17 protein-coding genes are annotated in these 19,752 nt (G+C 69.2%); 11 read left to right on the forward strand and 6 right to left on the reverse strand.

Annotated elements, in window-relative coordinates:
- Positions 1-357 precede the first annotated feature (357 nt).
- The 3 genes from V6V89_RS09240 (at position 358) to V6V89_RS09250 (ending at position 5,627) form a co-directional block, all read left to right on the forward strand.
- Positions 358-1,890, forward strand: a complete 1,533-nt coding sequence (locus tag V6V89_RS09240) for an acyl-CoA carboxylase subunit beta (RefSeq protein ID WP_334618584.1) — start codon at positions 358-360, stop codon at positions 1,888-1,890.
- Between the two features lie 14 nt (positions 1,891-1,904).
- A complete protein-coding gene (locus V6V89_RS09245) occupies positions 1,905-3,047 on the forward strand; it encodes an acyl-CoA dehydrogenase family protein (protein WP_334618585.1) in 1,143 nt (380 codons plus the stop codon).
- A gap of 108 nt (positions 3,048-3,155) precedes the next feature.
- Complete coding sequence (locus V6V89_RS09250; protein ID WP_334618586.1) at positions 3,156-5,627, forward strand: ATP-binding protein; 2,472 nt, start codon at positions 3,156-3,158, stop codon at positions 5,625-5,627.
- Positions 5,628-5,841: 214 nt separating this feature from the next.
- Here the strand turns inward: V6V89_RS09250 and V6V89_RS09255 are convergent, their stop codons facing one another.
- Complete coding sequence (locus V6V89_RS09255; protein WP_334618587.1) at positions 5,842-6,336, reverse strand: MarR family winged helix-turn-helix transcriptional regulator; 495 nt, start codon at positions 6,334-6,336, stop codon at positions 5,842-5,844.
- A gap of 102 nt (positions 6,337-6,438) precedes the next feature.
- Between V6V89_RS09255 and V6V89_RS09260 the strand changes: the two genes are divergently transcribed.
- Together V6V89_RS09260 and V6V89_RS09265 are read left to right on the forward strand one after the other, a co-directional pair.
- Positions 6,439-7,014, forward strand: a complete 576-nt coding sequence (locus V6V89_RS09260) for a YceI family protein (RefSeq protein WP_334618588.1) — start codon at positions 6,439-6,441, stop codon at positions 7,012-7,014.
- A 226-nt stretch (positions 7,015-7,240) separates the two neighbouring features.
- Complete coding sequence (locus V6V89_RS09265) at positions 7,241-8,719, forward strand: glutamate-cysteine ligase family protein (RefSeq protein ID WP_334618589.1); 1,479 nt, start codon at positions 7,241-7,243, stop codon at positions 8,717-8,719.
- A 1-nt stretch (position 8,720) separates the two neighbouring features.
- On the opposite strand, the gene V6V89_RS09270 is transcribed toward V6V89_RS09265, so the two are convergent.
- Complete coding sequence (locus V6V89_RS09270) at positions 8,721-10,310, reverse strand: MFS transporter (RefSeq protein ID WP_334618590.1); 1,590 nt, start codon at positions 10,308-10,310, stop codon at positions 8,721-8,723.
- 102 nt (positions 10,311-10,412) lie between these two features.
- Between V6V89_RS09270 and V6V89_RS09275 the strand changes: the two genes are divergently transcribed.
- Positions 10,413-11,042, forward strand: a complete 630-nt coding sequence (locus V6V89_RS09275) for a TetR family transcriptional regulator (RefSeq protein WP_334618591.1) — start codon at positions 10,413-10,415, stop codon at positions 11,040-11,042.
- On the opposite strand, the gene V6V89_RS09280 is transcribed toward V6V89_RS09275, so the two are convergent.
- A complete protein-coding gene (locus V6V89_RS09280) occupies positions 11,043-12,293 on the reverse strand; it encodes a hypothetical protein (RefSeq protein WP_334618592.1) in 1,251 nt (416 codons plus the stop codon).
- Between the two features lie 182 nt (positions 12,294-12,475).
- On the opposite strand from V6V89_RS09280, the gene V6V89_RS09285 reads away from it, so the two are divergent.
- Positions 12,476-13,330, forward strand: a complete 855-nt coding sequence (locus V6V89_RS09285) for a PASTA domain-containing protein (protein WP_334618593.1) — start codon at positions 12,476-12,478, stop codon at positions 13,328-13,330.
- Between the two features lie 30 nt (positions 13,331-13,360).
- Here V6V89_RS09285 and V6V89_RS09290 read toward each other — a convergent pair whose 3' ends face one another.
- Complete coding sequence (locus tag V6V89_RS09290) at positions 13,361-14,068, reverse strand: hypothetical protein (protein ID WP_334618594.1); 708 nt, start codon at positions 14,066-14,068, stop codon at positions 13,361-13,363.
- A gap of 108 nt (positions 14,069-14,176) precedes the next feature.
- On the reverse strand, positions 14,177-14,467 hold the full coding sequence (locus V6V89_RS09295; RefSeq protein WP_334618595.1) for a hypothetical protein: 291 nt from the start codon (positions 14,465-14,467) through the stop codon (positions 14,177-14,179).
- Positions 14,468-15,101: 634 nt separating this feature from the next.
- Between V6V89_RS09295 and V6V89_RS09300 the strand changes: the two genes are divergently transcribed.
- The 4 genes from V6V89_RS09300 to V6V89_RS09315 all read left to right on the forward strand — a co-directional run bounded on the left by V6V89_RS09300 (position 15,102) and on the right by V6V89_RS09315 (position 18,666).
- Positions 15,102-15,977, forward strand: coding sequence for a helix-turn-helix domain-containing protein (locus V6V89_RS09300; RefSeq protein WP_334618596.1), 876 nt, complete (start codon positions 15,102-15,104; stop codon positions 15,975-15,977).
- Positions 15,947-16,165 (forward strand): DUF397 domain-containing protein, encoded by a 219-nt coding sequence (locus V6V89_RS09305; protein ID WP_334618597.1) that lies wholly within the window; start codon positions 15,947-15,949, stop codon positions 16,163-16,165. The genes V6V89_RS09300 and V6V89_RS09305 overlap by 31 nt, the downstream gene beginning before the upstream one ends.
- An 87-nt stretch (positions 16,166-16,252) precedes the next feature.
- The gene (locus V6V89_RS09310) at positions 16,253-16,609 is read left to right on the forward strand and encodes a hypothetical protein (protein WP_334618598.1); all 357 of its coding nucleotides are present in this window, start codon (positions 16,253-16,255) and stop codon (positions 16,607-16,609) included.
- A gap of 158 nt (positions 16,610-16,767) precedes the next feature.
- On the forward strand, positions 16,768-18,666 hold the full coding sequence (locus V6V89_RS09315; protein ID WP_334618599.1) for a S8 family peptidase: 1,899 nt from the start codon (positions 16,768-16,770) through the stop codon (positions 18,664-18,666).
- Between the two features lie 65 nt (positions 18,667-18,731).
- Here V6V89_RS09315 and V6V89_RS09320 read toward each other — a convergent pair whose 3' ends face one another.
- The gene (locus V6V89_RS09320; protein ID WP_334618600.1) at positions 18,732-19,661 is read right to left on the reverse strand and encodes an NAD(P)H-quinone oxidoreductase; all 930 of its coding nucleotides are present in this window, start codon (positions 19,659-19,661) and stop codon (positions 18,732-18,734) included.
- Positions 19,662-19,752 lie beyond the last annotated feature (91 nt).

Here is a 19,752-nt window from a genome sequence, read left to right on the forward strand (position 1 = left end):
GTAGCGAGAGGCTGATCACCAGGACGGCGCCCGTACGCCAGACCGGCCGTCCGGAAGGGATGTGGGTCTCCGAACCGGCGGAAGCCCACATCCCTTGTCTTCACTTTCCGGCTACAACAGGCCGCCGATGACGCCCAGCAGGCTCCCGACGAGGCCTAGTGCGGTGTCGATCAAATTGCCGAGCAGGTCGATGAGCATCCCCGGTTCTCCTCGCTGCTTACCTACCGTCTTTAGCCCGGTAGTCGGATATTTACGACATGCGCATGATCAACCAAACGTATCATCACCGGGTGGCGATCTTGGTGCGATCGCACTAACCTAACGATCGTTCAGGCACGCTAAATCCTGGGGGTACGTGTGACGCTCGACGGTGAGGCGCTCGAACGGCTCCGGAAGCGTGCCCTCGCTGGTGGCGCGGAAAAGTATCACGCGGCCAACGCGGCCAAGGGCAAGCTCTTCGCCCGCGAGCGTATCGCGTTACTGGTCGACGAGGGTTCCTTCGTCGAAGACGGGCTCTACGCCAACGCATTGGCAGACGGGCTCCCCGCCGATGGCGTCGTGACCGGCGTCGCGACGATTGGCGGCCGGCAGGTGTGCCTGATGGCCAACGACTCCACCGTCAAGGCCGGCTCCTGGGGCGCCCGCACGGTCGAAAAGATAATCCGGATCATCGAGCGCGCCTACAGCACCAGCGTCCCGATGGTTTACCTAGTCGACTCGGCCGGCGCGCGCATCACCGACCAGGTCGACCTCTTTCCCGGCAGGCGCGGCGCCGGCCGGATCTTCTGGAACCAGGTGCGCGCGTCCGGCTCGATCCCACAGGTCTGCGCGCTCTTCGGCCCGTCGGCCGCGGGCGGGGCGTACATCCCGGCGTTCTGTGACGTCGTGGCGATGGTCGACGGCAACGCCAGCATGTACCTGGGCTCCGACCGCATGGTGCAGATGGTCACCGGCGAGAAGACCACGCTGGAGGAGATGGGCGGCGCGTCCGTCCACTGTAAAGAGTCCGGCGTCGGGCACTTCCTCTGCAAGACCGAAGCCGAGGCGCTCGACACCGTCAAGCGCTACCTGTCGTACCTTCCGGACAACTGGACCCAGCAGCCGCCCGCGTCCAAAGCGGCCGATCCGCCGTCCAATATCGACCTCGCCGCGCTGGTGCCGCCCAGCGAGCGGCAGGCGTTCGACATGCGCAGGTACGCCCGCGGCATCCTCGACGAGGGCAGCTTCTTCGAGATCCAGGCGCTATGGGCGCGCGAGCTGACGATCGGGTTCGGCCGCCTGAACGGCGAGGTCGTCGGCGTGGTGGCCAACAACTCGATGTTCAAGGGCGGCGTGCTCTTCATCGACTCCGCGGACAAGGCGACCCGCTTCGTGCAGCTCTGCGACGCGTTCAACGTGCCGCTGCTCTTCCTCGCCGACGTGCCCGGATTCATGGTGGGCGCGGCCGTGGAGAAGGAAGGCATCATCCGCCACGGCGCGAAGATGATCACGGCGATCGCCGAGGCGACGGTACCCAAGATTTGTGTTGTCGTGCGCAAGGCGTACGGCGCAGGCCTGTACGCGATGGCTGGCCCGGGCTTCGAGCCGGACGCAACGATCGCCCTGCCCAGCGCGAAGATCGCGGTCATGGGCGCGGAGGCGGCGGTCAACGCCGTCTACGCCAACAAGATCGCCGCGATCGTCGACGATGCGGAGCGGGCCGCGTTCGTCGCGGCCCGGCGCGAGGAGTACGAGCGCGACATCGACATCGTCCGGCTCGCCAGCGAGCTCGTCGTCGACACCATCGTCGAGCCCGGCGAACTGCGTGGTGAGCTCATCCGCCGCTTCACCGCGGCACGCGGCAAGGAGCGGCACTTCTCCCGGCGCCGGCACGGCGTCACACCGGTCTGAACGGAGTGGTTGTCATGAGGCTCGCCGAGGAGCACGAGGCGCTGCGACAGAGCGTGCGGGACTTCGCCCGCGAGGTGGTCGCGCCGGTCATCGCCGATCACTACGAGCGCCACACCTTCCCGTACGAGGTGGTGCGCCAGATGGGCAAGATGGGCCTGTTCGGCCTGCCGTTCCCCGAGGAGTACGGCGGGATGGGTGGTGACTACTTCGCGCTCTGCCTGACCCTCGAGGAACTGGCCCGGGTCGACTCGTCGGTCGCCATCACGCTGGAGGCGGCGATCTCGTTGGGCGCGATGCCGATCTACCGGTTCGGCACCGACGAGCAGAAGGCGCACTGGCTGCCGAGGCTCACGAGCGGCGAGGCGCTGGCGGCGTTCGGGCTGACCGAGCCCGGGTTCGGCTCGGACGCCGGCGGTACGCAGACCAGGGCGGTCCTCGACGGCGACGAGTGGGTCATCAACGGCTCCAAGGCGTTCATCACGAACTCGGGCACCGACATCACCGCGCTGGTCACGGTGACCGCGGTGACCGGCACCAACCCGGACGGCTCCAAGGAGCTGTCGGCGATCATCGTGCCGTCGGGCACGCCTGGGTTCACGGTGCAGCCGGGGTACTCCAAGGTCGGCTGGTGCGCGTCCGACACGCACGAGCTGACGTTCGAAGACTGCCGGGTGCCGGCCGCGAATCTGTTGGGGGAGCGCGGCCGCGGCTTCGCCCAGTTCCTGCGCATCCTGGACGAAGGGCGGATCGCCATCGCCGCCCTGGCGGTGGGTCTCGCACAGGGCTGTGTGGACGAGTCGGTCAAGTACGCCAAGGAGCGGCACGCCTTCGGCAAGGCGATCGGGAACTTCCAGGCGATCCAGTTCAAGATCGCCGACATGGAGATGCGCGCGCACACCGCGCGGCTCGCGTACTACGACGCGGCCGAGCGGTTGCTCGCCGGTCAGGACTTCAAGCGGCAGGCGGCCATCGCCAAGTTGTACGCCAGCGAGAGCGCGGTGACGAACGCCCGCGAGGCCACCCAGGTGCACGGCGGCTACGGGTTCATGAACGAGTTCCCGGTGGCCCGGTTCTGGCGGGACTCGAAGGTCCTGGAGATCGGCGAGGGTACGTCCGAGGTCCAACGGATGATCATCGCGCGTGACCTCGGACTGTAAGGCGTTTGTGGCCTGGCGTGCCCTTCTGTCGGGTATCCGAAGGCCGGCCCGTCGGTGAAATGACGCTCCGCTCCTCAAGGTCAGTACTGACCCGTAGTCTTTGCGGCCATGACCCCGGATCATGCGCCTGACCAGGGCGGCACCGCGTTCTCCGCGGCGCTGCGGGCCAAGCGTCGAGCCGCCGGCCTCACCCAGGCCGAGCTCGCCGGGCGGGCCGGGGTCGGTGTGCGGACCGTACGTGACCTGGAGCGCGGGCGATCCCGCCCCCAGCGCACCACCGTCGACCTGATCGCGAGCGCTCTCGGCCTCACCGGCAAGGAGCGGTCAGACTTCCTCGGTGCGGCCCGGGGGCAGGGTGCTGAGGGTTCCGCCGTGCCCGCCACGCCCGCGGCGATCGGCTTGCCGCAGACCGGCGAGCTCATCGGCCGCGACCTGGACGCGTCCGAGGTGGCAGCGCTGCTCACCGGTGTCGAACGCCAGACGGTCAGCCTGGTCGGCCTTGCCGGCGTGGGCAAGACGGGCCTCGCGCTTACCGTCGCCCACCAGGTTGCCGAGCAGCACCCCGGTGGCGTCGCCGGCATCCTGGTGTCCGAGGTGTCGACGCCTGTCGACGTGTTGACCGCGATCGCCTCGGTCTTCGGGGTGGGCCGGGCCGCCGACCTGACCGCGCGCCTCGCCGCCGGTCCCGCGCTACTGGTGGTCGATGCGATCGAGCGGGCGCCGGGCGCGGTGGCCGAGGCACTCAACTGGCTCGGCACGAGCGCGCCCACGCTGCGGGTACTGGCAACCGGCCGGCACCCCATCGGGCTGCCCGGAGAGCGGGTGTGGCCGGTTGCGCCGCTGGAGGTACCGCCGGCGGACGTGGAAGCCGACCTGGAGACGGTCGCGCGGTATCCGGCGGCCGCCCTTTTCCTCGCGCGGCTGCGGCAGGTGCGGCGGAAGCCGCTCGAACCGGCCGAGGTGGGCGCCCTCGTCGGCCTGGTACGCCGGCTCGGCGGACTGCCGCTGGCGCTGGAGCTGGCCGCCGCGCGAGGCCGGGTGCTCGACCTCAACGAGATCCTCAACCGGTACGGCGACCGCGTGCTGGACCTGGCGGGCCCGGCACAGCGGACCGCGAAGGAAGCCATCACGGTGAGCCTGCGGGACGCGGTCGCCGCGAGCTACCGGGTCCTCGAAGCGGACGAGCGGCGCGCGGTGCGGCGGCTGTCCGCGTTTCGCAACAGGTGGTCGGTCGAGCTGGCCGAGGCGGTACTGGCCGACGACCTGGGCAGCCTCGCTGGCGACCCGGTGCCCCTGCTGGATCGGCTGATCGCCCTGGGCCTCGTCAGCGTGCGCGGCTCGGGACCGTTCCGGTTCCGCTTACTGGACGTGGTGCGCGACTTCGCGACCGAGCGCGCGGCCGCCAACGGCGAGCTGGGCCGAGTACGCCGCCGGCACGCGTCGGTCTTCGCGCGCCTGGCCGCCCGGACCGCTCCCGATCTGGCCGGCGCGAAGTTCTCGGTGGCCGTAACCCGGCTCGACGATGTCGCGAGTGACCTGTGGGCCGCGCTGGCGTACTCGGCCAACGACGATCCGCACACCGCCCTCCAGTTGGCGGCGAGCCTGCCGCGCTGGTGGCGGTTCCGGGGGCGGGACGTGCCAGGCAGGCAATGGCTGCGCAGGCTGCTGGACGACCCGCGTACCGCCGACGCCGACCCGGTCGTGCGCGCCTGGGCTGGGGTCGGGTTGGCGCAGCTCGCGATCGAGCACGGTGCCGGGCAGGACGAGCTGCCGGCCGTCGAGGCGGCGCTGGAGGAGTTTCAGCGTGCCGGGCACCTGACGGGTGAGCTGGCGGCGCGGAGCCTGCTGTGCGCGCTGTGGATGGCGAACGGCGGCTACGACGAGGCGCGCCGGCACGGTGAGGCAGCGCTCGGCCTGGCGACCGAGGCCGGCCGGGTGCGTGACATGGCGGTGGCGCAGAACAACCTCACGTGGCACGAGATCCGGCTCGGCGACCTGCGGGCCGCCAGGCGCCGGCTGGCCGCGGTCGACCGGCTGGCCGCCGAGGGCGGTGAACCCCGGCTGCGCGCCCTCGCCTGGGCCAACCTCGCCGAGGTGGCGCGGCTCGACGCGCGGTACGCGGAAGCCGAAGCGCTCGGTCGGCGGGCCGTGACCGCGCTTGCGGAGATCGGCGATCCTGGGCATCGGCGCCGCGCTCTCGGCACGATCGGGATGGCGTTGGCGCAGTCGGGCCGCCTGGACGAGGCGACCGCGGTGCTGGCGGAGATCCGGGGCCTCACGGCGGCACCAGAGCCGGCGGCCGGCTCCCGCACGGGGGAGAGTGGCGAGGTGGCCTCGGTGGAGGCGATGCTGGCGCTCCAGCGAGGTGACCGTGAACTGGCGGCGGAGTGGTTCACCGTGGCGGCGCGCGCCTACGCCGGCGATCGTGACCTGCGCGACGTCGCGGAGGCGCTGGTGGGGCTGGTGGCGAGCACCGACGAGCCGGAAGCGAAGATGGCGGCCCGGGACTGGCTGTCGTCCATCTGCAAGGAGGGCGGCATCACACTGCTGCCCCGCGAGCGGGCACTGATCGAGAAGTAACGAGAGGGAGGCCGCAGCGGCGCGGGCGGAAACGCCCCCCGACAGGGCACCCCCTCTATGTCCGCCCGCGCCGCATTCCCCGTGCGCCCTCCCGGACCCGAACGCTAGCCACCTCTGCGGACCGACATGTCCGCTTACGGAGCGTTTTGGAGGCGTAGTGAATGTAGTTCTGCCGGTCTTCCTGCCGGTTGTCCGGCAGTGGCACTCCAGTCCGTTATGCCTCAACCACGGCGTGCTCTGGCGCTGTGCTGCCAGCGGTGGCGCACGGGTGCACGGCGTCGCGGATCGTGCGCAGCGCGTCAAGGAAGGCGGAAAGCTGAGCGGGCTCCAACTGGCCGGTGAACCACTGCTCGATCAGCTCCAGGTGCCCCGGCAGGATCTCGTCGAGCCGGGTGAGGCCGGCTTGTGTGATCACGGCGTACGAGCTGCGGCGGTCGGACGGGCAGGCCCGGCGGCTGATCAAGCCGTCGCGCTCCATCCGGTCGACGACGCGCGTAACGCCACTTGTGGACAGTGATGTCTGCGCCGCCAGGTCGGTCATCCGAAGCTGCTTGCCAGGCGACCGGGCAAGCCTGGCCAGGACCTCGAACTCGACGGTGGACAGCCCATGTGCGCAGAACTGGGCGGCGAACCGGGAGTTCAGCCCTGAGAACGCCTCATACAGCAGACCGACGGCGGTGAGGCGCTCGTCTTGGAGGTGCTCACCCATGAGACCTAGGTTAGCATCCCTTGACACGGGGAATATTGCCATGCGTATAGTTGCTGTGGCAGATGTAGAACCGTCAAGTACTTTTTACCTGGAGGATTTCCGATGACGGACACGACCGCCGTGACGCGAGAGTTCGAGGGCCTGACCATCCCCGCGCCCGGCACGTACGAACTCGACCAGGCGCACAAGCGCGTCGGCTTCATCGCTCGCCACATGATGGTCAGTAAGGTACGCGGCGAGTTCGTCGACGCCCAGGCCACCATCACCGTCGCTGAGAACCCCTTGGAGTCCTCGGTCACCGCCACGATCCAGGCGGGCAGCATCAGCACCGGCCAGGGCGACCGCGACGGGCACCTGGTCAGCGGCGACTTCCTCGACGTGGAGAAGTACCCGACCCTGGAGTTCCGCAGCACCGGCGTGAAGTCGCACAGCGGCAACACCTTCGTGCTCGCGGGCGAGCTGACCATCAAGGACGTGACCCGGCCGGTCGAGCTGGAGGTCGAGTTCGAGGGTGTCGGCCGCAGCCCCTTCGGCACGGACATCTTCGGGTTCACCGCGAGCACCGAGATCGACCGTGAGGACTTCGGCCTGACCTGGAACGTCGCCCTGGAGACCGGCGGCGTGCTGGTCGGCCGCAAGGTCAAGATTGAGATCGAGGGCGAGGGTATCCGCCAGTAGGGCACTTTTCGCGCGCCCCGGTGACCGATTTCACGGTTGCCGGGGCGCCATCTGTTGAGCGTGAGAAGTTGGACTTAGAGCATCACGACGCTTACAAGCGGTGATATCTGTCCGTTTTGTCCCTAGCCGAGGAGGGGCGGTGCTCCTAACGTGAAAGTTCCATCGCGCTGACCTCGGGAAGTTGTTCGAGGATGGCGCTGTAAGGCCGTGCGCGCCGGGAGGACACATGGGCAAAGACGTCTCGACGGGTGCGTTCTCGCGGGAGGACCGTGCCCGGTACCGGCAGAAGGTGCGCCGGTGCCTGGACGTCTTCGCACTGATGCTCGACGACTTCGGATTCGACGCCGAACGGCCCACCACCGGCCTCGAGATCGAGCTCAACCTCGTCGACGCCGACGCCGAGCCGGCCATGCGCAACGCGGAGATCCTCGCTAACCTCGCGGACCCGACCTTCCAGACCGAGCTGGGCCAGTTCAACCTCGAACTCAACGCCCGGCCCCGCCTCATCGAGGGCGACGGCTTCTCCGACTACGAAGCCGACCTGGCGGCCAGCCTCGGCCGCGCGGAGCACCGCGCGGTGAAGGCCGACGCCACGATCGTGCTCATCGGCATCCTGCCCACGCTGACCGCGCGCCACCTAGTGCTGGAAAACCTGTCCAGCAACGAGCGATACCGGGTGCTCAACGACCAGATCGTCATGGCTCGCGGCGAAGACATCGAGCTCGACATCAGCGGCGTCGAACGGCTCCAGACCGCCACCGACTCCATCGCGCCCGAGGCTGCCTGCACCAGCGTGCAGTTCCACATGCAGGTGTCCCCGGAAAACTTCGCCAGCTACTGGAACGCCTCCCAGGCCATCGCGGCGGTCCAGGTCGCGCTGGGGGCCAACTCGCCGTTCCTGTACGGCCGCCAGCTCTGGGCGGAGACCCGCATCGCGCTCTTCGAGCAATCCACAGACACGCGACCAGAAGAGCTGAAGGCCCAAGGTGTACGCCCACGCGTGTGGTTCGGGGAGCGGTGGATCACCTCGATCTTCGACCTCTTCGAGGAGAACGTGCGGTACTTCTCGCCGCTGCTGCCCATCTGCGACGACGAGGACCCGGTCGAGGTACTGCACAACGGCGGCGTGCCGCACCTGGGCGAGCTGCGCCTGCACAACGGCACCGTCTACAGGTGGAACCGGCCCGTCTACGACATCATGAACGGGCGACCGCACCTGCGCGTCGAAAACCGGGTACTGCCCGCCGGCCCCACGGTCATCGACATGCTCGCCAACGCGGCGTTCTACTTTGGACTGACCCGCGAGCTGTCCGAGGCCGACCGTCCGATCTGGTCGCAGCTCACGTTCAGCGTCGCCGAGGAGAACTTCCACGCCGCCGCCCGGCGCGGCATCGAAGCCACCATCCATTGGCCGCGCGTCGGCGAGATCCGGGTCACCGACCTGGTGCTCGGGTCGCTGCTGCCCAAGGCGTACGCCGGACTGGACCGCTTCGGCGTCAGCCCGGCCCTGCGAGACCGGCTGCTCGGCATCATCGAGCAGCGGTGCAGGACCGGGCGGAACGGCGCTGTCTGGCAGACCGAGGCCGTATGGGCCGCCGAGCGCGGGCGCGGCCTCGACCGGAGCGCCGCGCTGCACGACATGCTCCAGCGGTACACCCGCCTCCAGCGCACCAACGAGCCCGTACACACCTGGCCCGTCGACTAACTCAAATGCCGGCGTGTGTGGTGCCGGGCGTTGTGCTGCCTCGGCGCACCAGCATGGACACCAGGGCGGCACCCAGGGCGATGACCGAGCCCACCACCAGGGCCGTCTGGAACCCGGACATGAAGGCCAGGTGGCTGCCGGTCGTGATGGCGTCGGCAAGCGGCTGCGGCGCACCGGGTGGCACCGGGGCCACGCCCTGCGCGACGTACTCCTCGGCCGCCGCCAGCCCTGGCGCCACGTCGGCCGGTACGCCGGCGTCGGTCAGCTTCGCCAGCAGCACGTCGCCGACCCGAGTGGCGAGGACCGTGCCGAAGACCGTGGTGCCCAGTACGCCACCGAGCTGGGCGGCGGTCTGCTGGATGCCGCCGGCCAGGCCTGCCTGGTGTGCCGGGGCGTTGCCGACGATCGCCTCGGTGCTGCCGACCAGTACCAGGCCGAAGCCCATGCCGATCACGATGAACCATGGCCACAGGGAGAGGTAGTCGGCCTGTACCGAGATCCGGGAAAGCGCGAAGAGCGCGACCGACGTGAGCAGCATGCCCGCGACGAGCGGTGGACGTGGTCCGAAGCGCGCGGTCAGCGCGCCCGCCACCGGCGAGGCCACGATGAACGTCGCGGTCATCGGCAGCAGCCGCACGCCCGCGTCGACGGGGCTCATGCCGTGCACCTGCTGGAGGTACAGGGTCAGGAAGAAGAACGCGCCGAAGAGCGCGAAGAAGCCCAGCATCGCGAGCACTGTGCCGGCCGAGAAGGACCGGTCGCGGAAGAGGCCGAGCGGCACCAGTGGGTGCTTGGCGCGCTGCTCCCGGACGAGGAACCCGGCGCCGAGCACCGCGGCCGCCACGAAGAAGCCCAGCGGCAGCGGGTCGCCGAAGCCGTGCTCCTGCGCCTTGATCAATGCCCAGACCAAGCTGAACAGGGCAGCGGAGAGCAGCGCGACACCGGGCACGTCGAACGAGCCTGTCGCCTCGGGGTCGCGGGACTGCCGCACGACCCAGAGGCCGATGGCGATCGCGATCACCGCGACGGGAGCGTTGAGGAAGAACACCCACTCCCAGCTCGCGTTCTCCACGAGCAGGCCGGCGACGATCGGCCCGCTGGCGATCGCGAGGCCAGAGGTGCCGGCCCAGATGCCGATCGCCATGTTGAGCTTCTCCGCGGGGAAGGCGTTGCGCAGGATCGCGAGGCTGGCCGGCTGGAGAAGCGCACCGGCGAAGCCCTGCATCACCCGCCAGAAGATCACCATCTCGATCGAGGTGGAGAAGCCGACGGCCACCGAGGCGACGGCGAAGCCGGCTACCCCTATGAGAAACACCGTCTTGCGTCCGAAGCGGTCGGCGAGGCGCCCGGCGACGATCAGTGAGACGGCCAGCGCCAGCAGGTATCCGTTGGTGACCCACTGCAGCTCGGCGAAGGTCGCGCCCAGGTCGCGGGCGATGGCCGGGTTGGCGATCGCCACAACGGTCGCGTCGAGGCCGACGACCATCACGCCCAGCGCGACCGCGAGCAGCGTCAGCCACGGGTGGCCGTGTCCGGGCCGGCTGGATTGCCGCACGCGCGGCTCTAGCCGCTCCATGGTTGCTTGCGTCATGCCGAGGAATCTGTCAGTGCACGACAAGTGTCGTCAACCGACTTACGTCGCACTGTGACTACTGTCATGACGGGAATAAAGTCAGGGCGATACACTGCCAGCATGACCGTTGGCGCTCTTGGGCTTCGAGAACGTAAGAAGCAGCGCACCCGCGAGGCGCTCATCGACGCGGCACTCGACCTCTTTGGGCACAAGGGGTTCGAGGCGACCACCGTCGACGAGATCGCGGAGGCGGTCGAGGTGTCGTCGCGGACGTTCTTCCGGTACTTCGCGTCCAAGGAAGACGTCGTGATCAGCCTGATGGAGCAGCAGTGGGTGGACGTGTACGAGGAGCTTGACCGCCGGCCGGCGGACGAGCCGGTGCTCACCGCGCTCTGGCGCGCCTGCGTCGCCGTCCTCCGCGGCTACGAGGCGGACGGCACCAGCCCGTACTCGTCCAAGTTCGCGTGCGTGGCGCAACTGGTACAGGACAGCCCATCCGTGCTCGCCCGCAGCCTTGAGATGTGCAGCCAGCAAAACGACGCCCTCGCCCGGCGCCTGGCGCAGCGCATGGGGGTCGACCCGATCGCCGATCCGCGCCCTGGCCTCGTGGCAGCCGTCGGGGCGACCGCCCTCCAGGTGGCGATCCGGGCGTGGCGCGAGCACGAGCCCGACAAGCCGGTGTCCGAGCTGGCCGACCGCGCGTTCGAGCTGCTGCAGGGCGGCATCAACTACCCGGCCGCCACCGCCTGATCACTGCGCGGTCTTGCCGCGGCGCTGCCTGCCCTTGGGCTTCGGCTGCTCTTCGGTCGCTGCCGCCGGCGCTGCGGGCTCGGGCCAAACCGGTGCTTTGACGGCGGCCTGGCCGCGGGCCGGCTCGACCGCCGCGTCCGGTGGCGCTGTGTCCGAGACGTACGCCCGCGCCGGCGCATAGGCGTCGTCCGCCAGGTCGACACGCGGCGTCTGCGCGGGCACCAGAGCGGGCTCCGGCTTCGGGTCGGCAGTTTTCGTGTCGGCCGGGTTGGCGTCGGCCGGCTTGGTGTCGGCTGGTTGGGTGCCGGCTCGTTTGTCGGCCGGCCACTCCAGCGCCGCGAGCTCAGTCGCGGTCGGCTCCCTGTGGACCCGCTGCCAGATCGCGGTCATCAGCACCGACCCGGCGAGGCCCGCGATCACCGCGTACGGCGCGATGAGGTGCGCGGACAGCTGCTCCGCGCGTACGCCCACCAGCTTCGGTGCGGCCAGTATGTACGCGGCGGCCACCAGCAGTGGTCCGATTCCGCCAGACACCGCCGTGCCGACGCGCCCATCTCCGCGGCGCGCGGCCGGCCAGGCGGCGAGCGTCCCGATCACCAGTGCGGAGCCCAGCGACAGGCCGGCGCCCGGTAGGTAGATGTTGCGCACCCAGTACGTGCTGTCGTCCGAGGTCATCTGCCACACGCCGAGTTGCGCCGCGGCGAGCCCGTCACCCGTTGCCACGCCGTCGATCACCGCGACGATCGCCAGCAGCCACAGCCAGCTCGCCGTCGCGAGCACGTTGGCCGCGACCGCCCGGGTGGCGACCGCCCACACCGCGACCAGTAGCCCCAGGATCACCCCGATCACCGCGTATCCCGCGGCGATCGTCTGCGGCGAGAACGTGTCCGCGCGTACCGCCTCCCGCGCCGGCACGGCCACCAGCGCCACCGTCACCAGGCCGCCGACCGCCGCGGCGACCGCGAGCGCCACCCGCCACAGGGCGGTGGCCAGCGGCGTGTCCACAGCGGACCGCTCCGGCGCCGACGAACCCAACCGGTCGGCGCAGATCACACCGATCACCGTGGATGTCGCCGCGATCCAGGCGGCCCAGGCCAGGCTGGCGACCCACGCCGCCTCGCCAGCGGCGTCAGTCGCCGGCAGCCACGCGATGATGCCGAGCCCGTAGCCCAGCCCCAACTGCGCGGCGGCGGCGCCCGCGGCACTGCCGATCGCGGTCGCGACCGATCCTCTCCAGCCTCGTACGGCCATGCCGGGCAGCGTAACCGGCGGTCGCTAGCGAGGCGACTCGGCAGCGTAGGCGGTACCCGACAGCGTTATTGGCGTGCCTGACAGTGACAGCGACCGCGCCCGCCGGCCCGGTGGCGAGCGCACGACCGGGTGAAACCCCCGATAAGTTGGCGCTGAGCAGCCGCACTCCGAGAGGACGCGCCATGGCCGACGACCGCGATGAGGCCCGTTCCGGCGACGAGACCGAGCAGTTCGACCCGTTCGCGGACGACGTCGACGAGCCACCGGGCCCAGGCGGCGCCGACACGGAAGCTGCCGACGAGCGGACCGGCCCGGACGCCACGGCTCCTTTGCCGGCGCCGGACGAGACGGCGCCGATGTCGGCGGTCGCGCCGGACGAGACGGCTCCGATGGCCGCTGCCAAGTCTGATGAGACAGCGCCGATGGCAGCCGTCGACGAGACCGCGCCCATTCCCACCGCTGGCGGTGCCTGGTCGGGGCGAGCGGGTGTGCCGCCGCCGGACGCCACCGCCATCCGAGGGCCGGTCCCGCCGGACTGGGAGCCGGTACCCGAGGACGAGCGGCGCTGGTGGATGCCCATCCTGCTTGGCATCATCGCGTTGCTGCTGCTCGGCATGCTGATCGTCGGTGTCTGGTTGATCATGCGGGCCGACGACTCGGGTGCGGGCGACGAGACGCCGGCACCGACCGCCTCGGTGGTGCCCACGACCGCCGCGGCGCCGACCACGGCCGCGCCCGCGACCAGCGCGCCGGCGACCGCCACCAGCGGCCCGGTCAGCATCGAAGTACCGCAGGTCGTCGGGCTCACCCAGGCGGACGCGCAGGCGCAGCTGGACGCCGCGGGGCTGCCGTACCGGTTGGAGTTCCGGCCGTCCGACCGCCCCGCAGGTACCGTGATCGACACCGATCCTGCTGGCGGTAGGACGGTGCCCGAAGGTACCCAGGTCGTGCTGGTCATCGCGGAGTCGGCGCCGACGTCCGCCCCGCCGACCAGCGCGCCGACCAGCGAGGCGGCCAGACCGTCCCCAACCTCATGATCATTGCGCGCCGGGGCAGGCGGGTGCGCGTCACCAGCGGCGGCGGCGAATGCCGACCATGGTGAGGCCGGTCGCCGCTAGCACGAGGCCCGCCAGGCCCGACAGGACCAGGGAGCGGCGGTACGCGGTGCTCGAACCCACGTCTTCCTCTTCGGCGGCGCGCACCGGTGCGACGACCGGGGTGACCGCCGGCGTGGCCGGCCTGGGACCAGACGTGGTGGGGTCCACCGGATCACCGAGGCCGGTCGTGGGTTTGCCCGGTCCGCCAGCGACCGGATCTCGAATCGGCCCGGCCACACCGCCACCCGGAGTGGTGCTGGCCGACGCCGGCGAGCTCGCACCGGGAATCGGAGGTCCCGCGGGCGGAGCGCCGAGGCCCGCGGCGGGAGCTTCCGCGCCGTTCGGCGGCGGCGCGATCGGCGTCGGCGGCCCCGGATACGGCGAAGGTGAGTCGGACTCTTCGCCGCTTGGGTGCGGCGATGGCGGCCACGGGTCGTCCCAGTGATGGTGGTCCTGCCAGTCAGCTGGCGGCTCAGCCGATGCCTGCGGCCCTCCACCGTCCGTGGCGGTGATGCCGTCGCCGCTGCCGGAGCTGAGTGAGGCGATCACCGACAGCGGCTGAGCGCCTGCGATCGCCGCGCCGACAACTGCCAGTACCACCGCACCGAGAAAGGCGAGGCGCACCGATATTCGGCGCGCCTCAAAACGATGTGCGCGCGTGCTCGGCTCGTTGAGCATGCCGTCCCCCCGTTTGGGGGTCCGGATCACGGCGGGTTAGGACCTACTTGGGTGGATGAGTACCAGTCTAGGCGCCGGTCGGGACGGCCGGCTGCCGAACGTGGAGCGTCACCGGTAGCGGCTGGGCACCCCTACCTGCCGTAGCACTGCGGGGCGCCGGGAGTTGCGAGTGCGGATGTCGGGGGCCGAGCCCACCGCCTTCAGGCCGCTGATCCTTACGAAGATCGATCGCCGCTCGACGGCGTCGCCGCCGGCATTGAGCTCGTATCCGTCCAGCCATACCCAGCCGTCGTAGGTGGGCCAGTCGTGGACTCGGATCACGCGGAAAAGGAGAGGCTCGACGAACTGGACGCTGGCCTCGCGAGTCACATGGAGGATGTCACCGGAGCGGGGTAACACGTCGACTCCTGTCCGAAGCTGCCGTTTTCTACCAAATTACCCATGTTGTCAGGTAAGTACGAACCACCCCCGGGGTAGTCCGGTTAGGCGGTTCTGTTGGGCTGGCCGGAGCCGGGGGAGGCCACCCGGCCAGCGTCAGTTCCGGCCCGCTACAGCACCCGCCGCCGCAGCTCTGTAGGGCATGCAGCGGCGAGAACTCGGTCGCGAACCGTGGACGAACCGTCTCAGCGTGCGCTGATTAGCCGGTCCGCCGTACAGGCGCCTCTCAGTAAAGTCATATGTCGGTTTTGATCGGCATGGCCCTCTCGTCGACAGATCTTGTCCAAGACGGTGAGTGATCCTAGCCCTACGCACAGGGTGCACCAAGAGCGTGATCAATGCAAGTTGCACTTTTGGGTGGGTGCGCTGGGTTTTTAGGGCCCAATTGCTGCTTGATGTCCGGCCCGGAAACGCGCAAACTTAACGCGGTTCCGCCCCACGCCGGTATCCTTCTGCGTTTCCATCGCGAGTGAGCCGCCCGCCATTTGCAACCGTAGACCGGCTCGTCGCGCGTCGCCGCCTTCCGCCACGGCACCCCTGCCGTGCTGGATGCGCGATGGGAGTGGACCTTCCCGACCTGCCTTCGGAGGGGACCGTGACCGAGCGACGCAGCCCGACCATCCGCCGCCGCCGGCTCGGTGCCGAGCTCCGCCGCCGGCGTGAGGCGGCGGGAGTGACGATCGAGACCGTGGCGGAGCGCTTGGAGTGCTCCGCCTCGAAGATCTCCAGGATCGAAACCGGTCATACGAGCGCTACACCTCGTGACGTCCGCGACATGTTAGGGATATATGGCGTATCCCTAGACGAAAGCGACGAACTCGTACAGATCGCACGCGAGGCTCGGCAAAAGGGCTGGTGGCATCCGTACAGCACGGTGCTCACCGGCGCCTACGTAGGACTTGAGCAGGCTGCCAACTCCGTACGCGCCTATGAGCAGCAGGTTGTCCCCGGCCTGCTACAGACGGAGGAGTACGCCAAAGCGATGATCCGGGCCGCCAGGCCCGATATTACGGCTGACGAAGTCGAGCGGCGCGTGCGTGTCCGTTTGAATCGGCAGTCGTTGCTGACTCAGGACGATCCGATCGACCTGTGGGTGGTTCTCGACGAGGCGGTGCTGAGTCGTCCGGTCGGTGGCGACGCCGTCATGCGTGCTCAGTTGAGCCGGCTAGTCGAGGCCGCCGAGTTGCCCAATGTAACGCTCCAGGTCCTGCCCTTCGAGGCCGGTGCGCATGCCGGTATGGACGGGACCTTCGCGATCCTCGACTTCCCCGAAGCGGGCGACCCCGATGTCGTTTATGCGGAAAACGCCACGGGCGGCCTCTTCTTGGAGAAGAGTGAGGAATTGCGGAAGTACGTGTTCATTTTTGATCACATCCGCGCTGCGGCGCTCCGTCCTGAGGAGTCCGCGGCTGTTATCGCAAAGCTGGCAAAGGAGCCGTTGTGGAAGTCGAGGTCAAGGGGTTGGACCTGAGTCAGGCGAATTGGCGCAAGAGTTCGCGAAGCGGACCAAATTGCGACAACTGCGTCGAAGTCGCCTTCGTTGACGAGGCGATCGCGGTTCGGGACTCCAAGAACCCGACCGGTCCGGTCTTAGTCTTCACGGCCGACGAATGGGACGCGTTCGTCGGTGGTACCAAGGACGGTGAGTTCGACCTCTAGACAAGGGCCCCATAGGGAAGCGCGGCTGGCAGGTTCCTGCCAGCCGCGCTTCCGTCGCTAGGCCGCCACACCCTCGTTGTACCGGACATGAATATGGGGCCAGAGGATGTCGGCAACGGCTCGACCACCATGCAGGAACGCTTCGCTGGCCAGGCGCCGGAACGGTTTCCGCAGCCCGGTGGCTATGAGCCGGTCCGCCGCGACAATGATCTGCCGGAGCCCGAGCACATGCTCCACAACGGTTCCGGACCGGTCTTCCCCCCGACGAGTTGGCTGGAACCCCACGGAACCGGCTCGCTCGTCGACCACCCGTTGCTGCGGGGACTGCTGATGGAACTGCCGCCCAAGGGCAGCGTGCCGCCACCCGGGTGGCTCGACCGGTGGTTCGAGGCGGCCCGCTCCATCCTCGAGCTCCTTTATGTACAGGATGGCCGCAACCGCTAACGCCGCGTTACCTATCGCCGGTGATATAGAGACTTCAACATCTAACGGTCGGTGATCCAACCCAATAACCTCTCCTCCAATCGGCATCCGTAACTGCCCGATCCGGCGCCACAAGCGTCCGGTCGGGCAGGTGCCGGTTAGAGGGGAGGAGTGGGGATATGACACCCCAGTTGAAGCGTCGCCTCAAGACGCTCGGCATGGCCACCGTCGGAGTGACGGTGGCCCTATCAATGGCCGCACCGCCCGCGCTCGCCGCGGAACCAGAAGGTGTGATCCGCAACGCCGGCGGCGAGACCGCCGTCGCCAACAGCTACATCGTGGTATTCAAGGACTCCGCGGTGCGCGGCAGTGACGTGGCGAAGAGCGCCAAGGACCTGGCCGCGAAGCATGACGGTGCGGTGGCGCGCACCTACCGCTCCGCGGTACGCGGGTTCGAGGTCAAGGCCACCGCGAAACGCGCGGCGCAGATCGCCGCCAACCCCGCGGTCGCGTACGTCGAACAGAACCACAAGATGACGATCCAAGAGACCCAAACGAACCCCCCGTCGTGGGGACTGGACCGCATCGACCAGCGCAACCTGCCGCTCAACAGGTCGTACACCTACCCGACCGCCGCCAGCTCGGTGCGCGCGTACATCATCGACACAGGCATCCGGATCAGCCACAACGACTTCGGCGGCCGCGCGGTCCACGGCTACGACGCCGTCGACGGCGACACCAACGCCGATGACTGCCAGGGCCACGGCACACACGTGGCCGGCACCGTAGGCGGCACCTCCTACGGCGTCGCCAAGGGCGTGCAGCTCGTCGCGGTACGCGTGCTGAACTGCTCCGGTGAGGGCACCACCGCCGGTGTGGTGGCCGGTGTCGACTGGGTCACCGCCAACGCCGTCAAGCCCGCCGTCGCCAACATGAGCCTCGGTGGCGGCGTCGACTCCGCACTGGACAACGCGGTCCGCAACTCCATCAACACCGGAGGCATCACCTACGGCATCGCGTCCGGCAACGGCAACGCGCTCGGCGTCCGGCAGAACGCCTGCAACTACTCGCCGGCCCGGGTCGCCGAGGGCATCACCGTCGGAGCCACCCAGAACAACGACGCCGCCGCCAGCTTCTCCAACTACGGCAACTGCGTCGACATCCTGGCGCCCGGCGTGAACATCACCTCCGCCTGGTACAACAGCAACACCGCGACCAACACGATCAGCGGTACGTCGATGGCCACGCCTCACGTGGTCGGCGCGGCGGCGCTCACGCTCGCCGCGAACCCCTCGTACACCCCAGCCCAGGTCCGCGAATCCCTGGTCAGCGGCTCGACGGCGGGTGTCGTGACCAATGTGGGCACCGGTACCCCCAACCAGCTGCTCCACGTGGCTAACACCACGACACCCCCGGCCAACAACTTCTCGATCGCAACCTCGCCAACCTCCGGCTCGGTCGCGGCGGGCAGCTCCGTCACCACGACCGTCAGCACGGCGACCACGTCGGGATCGGCGCAGTCGGTCACCTTCTCGGCCAGCGGCCTGCCGGCGGGCGTGACGGCGACGTTCAGCCCTACGTCCGTGACGTCGGGAGGCTCGTCGACCCTGACGCTCGCCACCTCGGCGTCGACGGCATCCGGCGCCTACACGATCACGGTGACCGGCACCGGCGCGTCCGCGACCCGGACCGCCACGTACAGCCTGACCGTGACCGGCGGCAGCACAGGTAGCTGCACCGGCAGCAACGGCACCGACGTCTCCATCCCGGACAACGGTGCCGCGGTCACCAGCTCGATCACCATCGCCGGCTGCGGCCGCGCACCATCGACCAGCTCGACGGTGGCCGTCAACATCGTCCACACGTACCGCGGTGACCTGGTCGTCGACCTGCTCGCCCCGGACGGCACCTCGTACCGGCTCAAGAACAACAGCGCGACCGACAGCACCGACAACGTCAACGCGACGTACACGGCGAACCTGTCGAGCGAGGCTGCCAACGGCACCTGGCGCCTGAGGGTGCAGGATGTCTACTCGATCGACACCGGCCACATCAACACCTGGACGCTGACGCTCTAGCCAGCCCACAGGCCCGACCTGGGGAGGGTCGGCTGAGGCCCCGGCGCACGTGCGGCGCCGGGGCCTCACTCTGCCAGCAGTACCACCTTGCCGAGGTGCTCGCTCGCCTCCACGATCCGATGCGCCTCCGCCGCCTGCGACATGGGCAGCCGCCGGTCGATCACGGGCTTGATCGCCCCGGACTCGATCAGCGGCCAGACCTCGTCGCGTACGCCCCGTACGATGGCGGCCTTTTCGTCATGGGGTCGCGACCGCAACATCGACCCGTAGATCGTGCCCCGCTTGGCCATCAGGCCCGCGAGGTTGAGCTCGCCCTTGCGCCCACCCTGCAGCCCGATCACGACGATCCGGCCGTGCCGGGCGAGGGCGTCCAAGTTCCGATCGAGGTAGGCGCCGCCGATGATGTCGAGGATGACGTCTGCTTTGACCTCGGCGGCGAAGTCCTGCTCGGTGTAGTCGATCGTCTCGTGCGCGCCAAGATCCTTGAGCGCCGCGTGCTTCGACCGCCGTGCGGTGGTGACGACATGCGCGCCCAGCGCCGCTCCAAACTGGATCGCGAACGTCCCGATCCCGCTGCCGCCACCATGCACGAGCAGGGTCTCACCCCTCTGCAGGCCGGCGATCTGGACAAGGTTCGACCAGACGGTGCACGCGACCTCAGGCATCGTGGCAGCCTCCTCGACCGTGAGGTTGCGTGGAATGGGCAGCGTGTGAGCTTCGGGCACGGCCACGAGCTCGGCGTAGCCACCGCCGGCCAGGAGCGCGCAGACCGGGGCGTTGGTCGCGGCGATCACGCCGCTGCACTCAAGCCCCGGGTACTGGGACGAGCCCGGCGGCGGCGAGTAGTTCCCTTGTCTCTGGAGGATGTCCGCCCTGTTCACGGCGCTGGCCCTGACCTTGACGAGCACCTCGCCCGGGCCGGCCTCGGGATCCGGCACCTCCACCCACTCCAACACCTCCGGCCCACCGGGCCGTGTGACCGTGACCGCACGCATGCGTCCGATTGTCGCCGACTCCCCGCCTCTTCGCCGATCAAGGGCAAACGCACGTGGTTTGATCTCTCTTTCACGAGCGTTTGCCCTTGAT

Source organism: Micromonospora sp. CPCC 206061 (assembly GCF_036906915.1).
Taxonomy (GTDB): Bacteria; Actinomycetota; Actinomycetes; order Mycobacteriales; family Micromonosporaceae; genus Phytohabitans.

Excerpts from the sequence above, each read along its gene's own strand:
- V6V89_RS09245 (WP_334618585.1), top strand. The coding sequence starts at position 1,905 with ATGAGGCTCGCCGAGGAGCACGAGGCGCTGCGACAGAGCGTGCGGGAC.
- V6V89_RS09250 (WP_334618586.1), top strand. The coding sequence starts at position 3,156 with ATGACCCCGGATCATGCGCCTGACCAGGGCGGCACCGCGTTCTCCGCG.
- V6V89_RS09255 (WP_334618587.1), bottom strand. The coding sequence starts at position 6,336 with ATGGGTGAGCACCTCCAAGACGAGCGCCTCACCGCCGTCGGTCTGCTG.
- V6V89_RS09260 (WP_334618588.1), top strand. The coding sequence starts at position 6,439 with ATGACGGACACGACCGCCGTGACGCGAGAGTTCGAGGGCCTGACCATC.
- V6V89_RS09265 (WP_334618589.1), top strand. The coding sequence starts at position 7,241 with ATGGGCAAAGACGTCTCGACGGGTGCGTTCTCGCGGGAGGACCGTGCC.
- V6V89_RS09270 (WP_334618590.1), bottom strand. The coding sequence starts at position 10,310 with ATGACGCAAGCAACCATGGAGCGGCTAGAGCCGCGCGTGCGGCAATCC.
- V6V89_RS09275 (WP_334618591.1), top strand. The coding sequence starts at position 10,413 with ATGACCGTTGGCGCTCTTGGGCTTCGAGAACGTAAGAAGCAGCGCACC.
- V6V89_RS09280 (WP_334618592.1), bottom strand. The coding sequence starts at position 12,293 with ATGGCCGTACGAGGCTGGAGAGGATCGGTCGCGACCGCGATCGGCAGT.
- V6V89_RS09285 (WP_334618593.1), top strand. The coding sequence starts at position 12,476 with ATGGCCGACGACCGCGATGAGGCCCGTTCCGGCGACGAGACCGAGCAG.
- V6V89_RS09290 (WP_334618594.1), bottom strand. The coding sequence starts at position 14,068 with ATGCTCAACGAGCCGAGCACGCGCGCACATCGTTTTGAGGCGCGCCGA.
- V6V89_RS09310 (WP_334618598.1), top strand. The coding sequence starts at position 16,253 with ATGAATATGGGGCCAGAGGATGTCGGCAACGGCTCGACCACCATGCAG.
- V6V89_RS09315 (WP_334618599.1), top strand. The coding sequence starts at position 16,768 with ATGACACCCCAGTTGAAGCGTCGCCTCAAGACGCTCGGCATGGCCACC.
- V6V89_RS09320 (WP_334618600.1), bottom strand. The coding sequence starts at position 19,661 with ATGCGTGCGGTCACGGTCACACGGCCCGGTGGGCCGGAGGTGTTGGAG.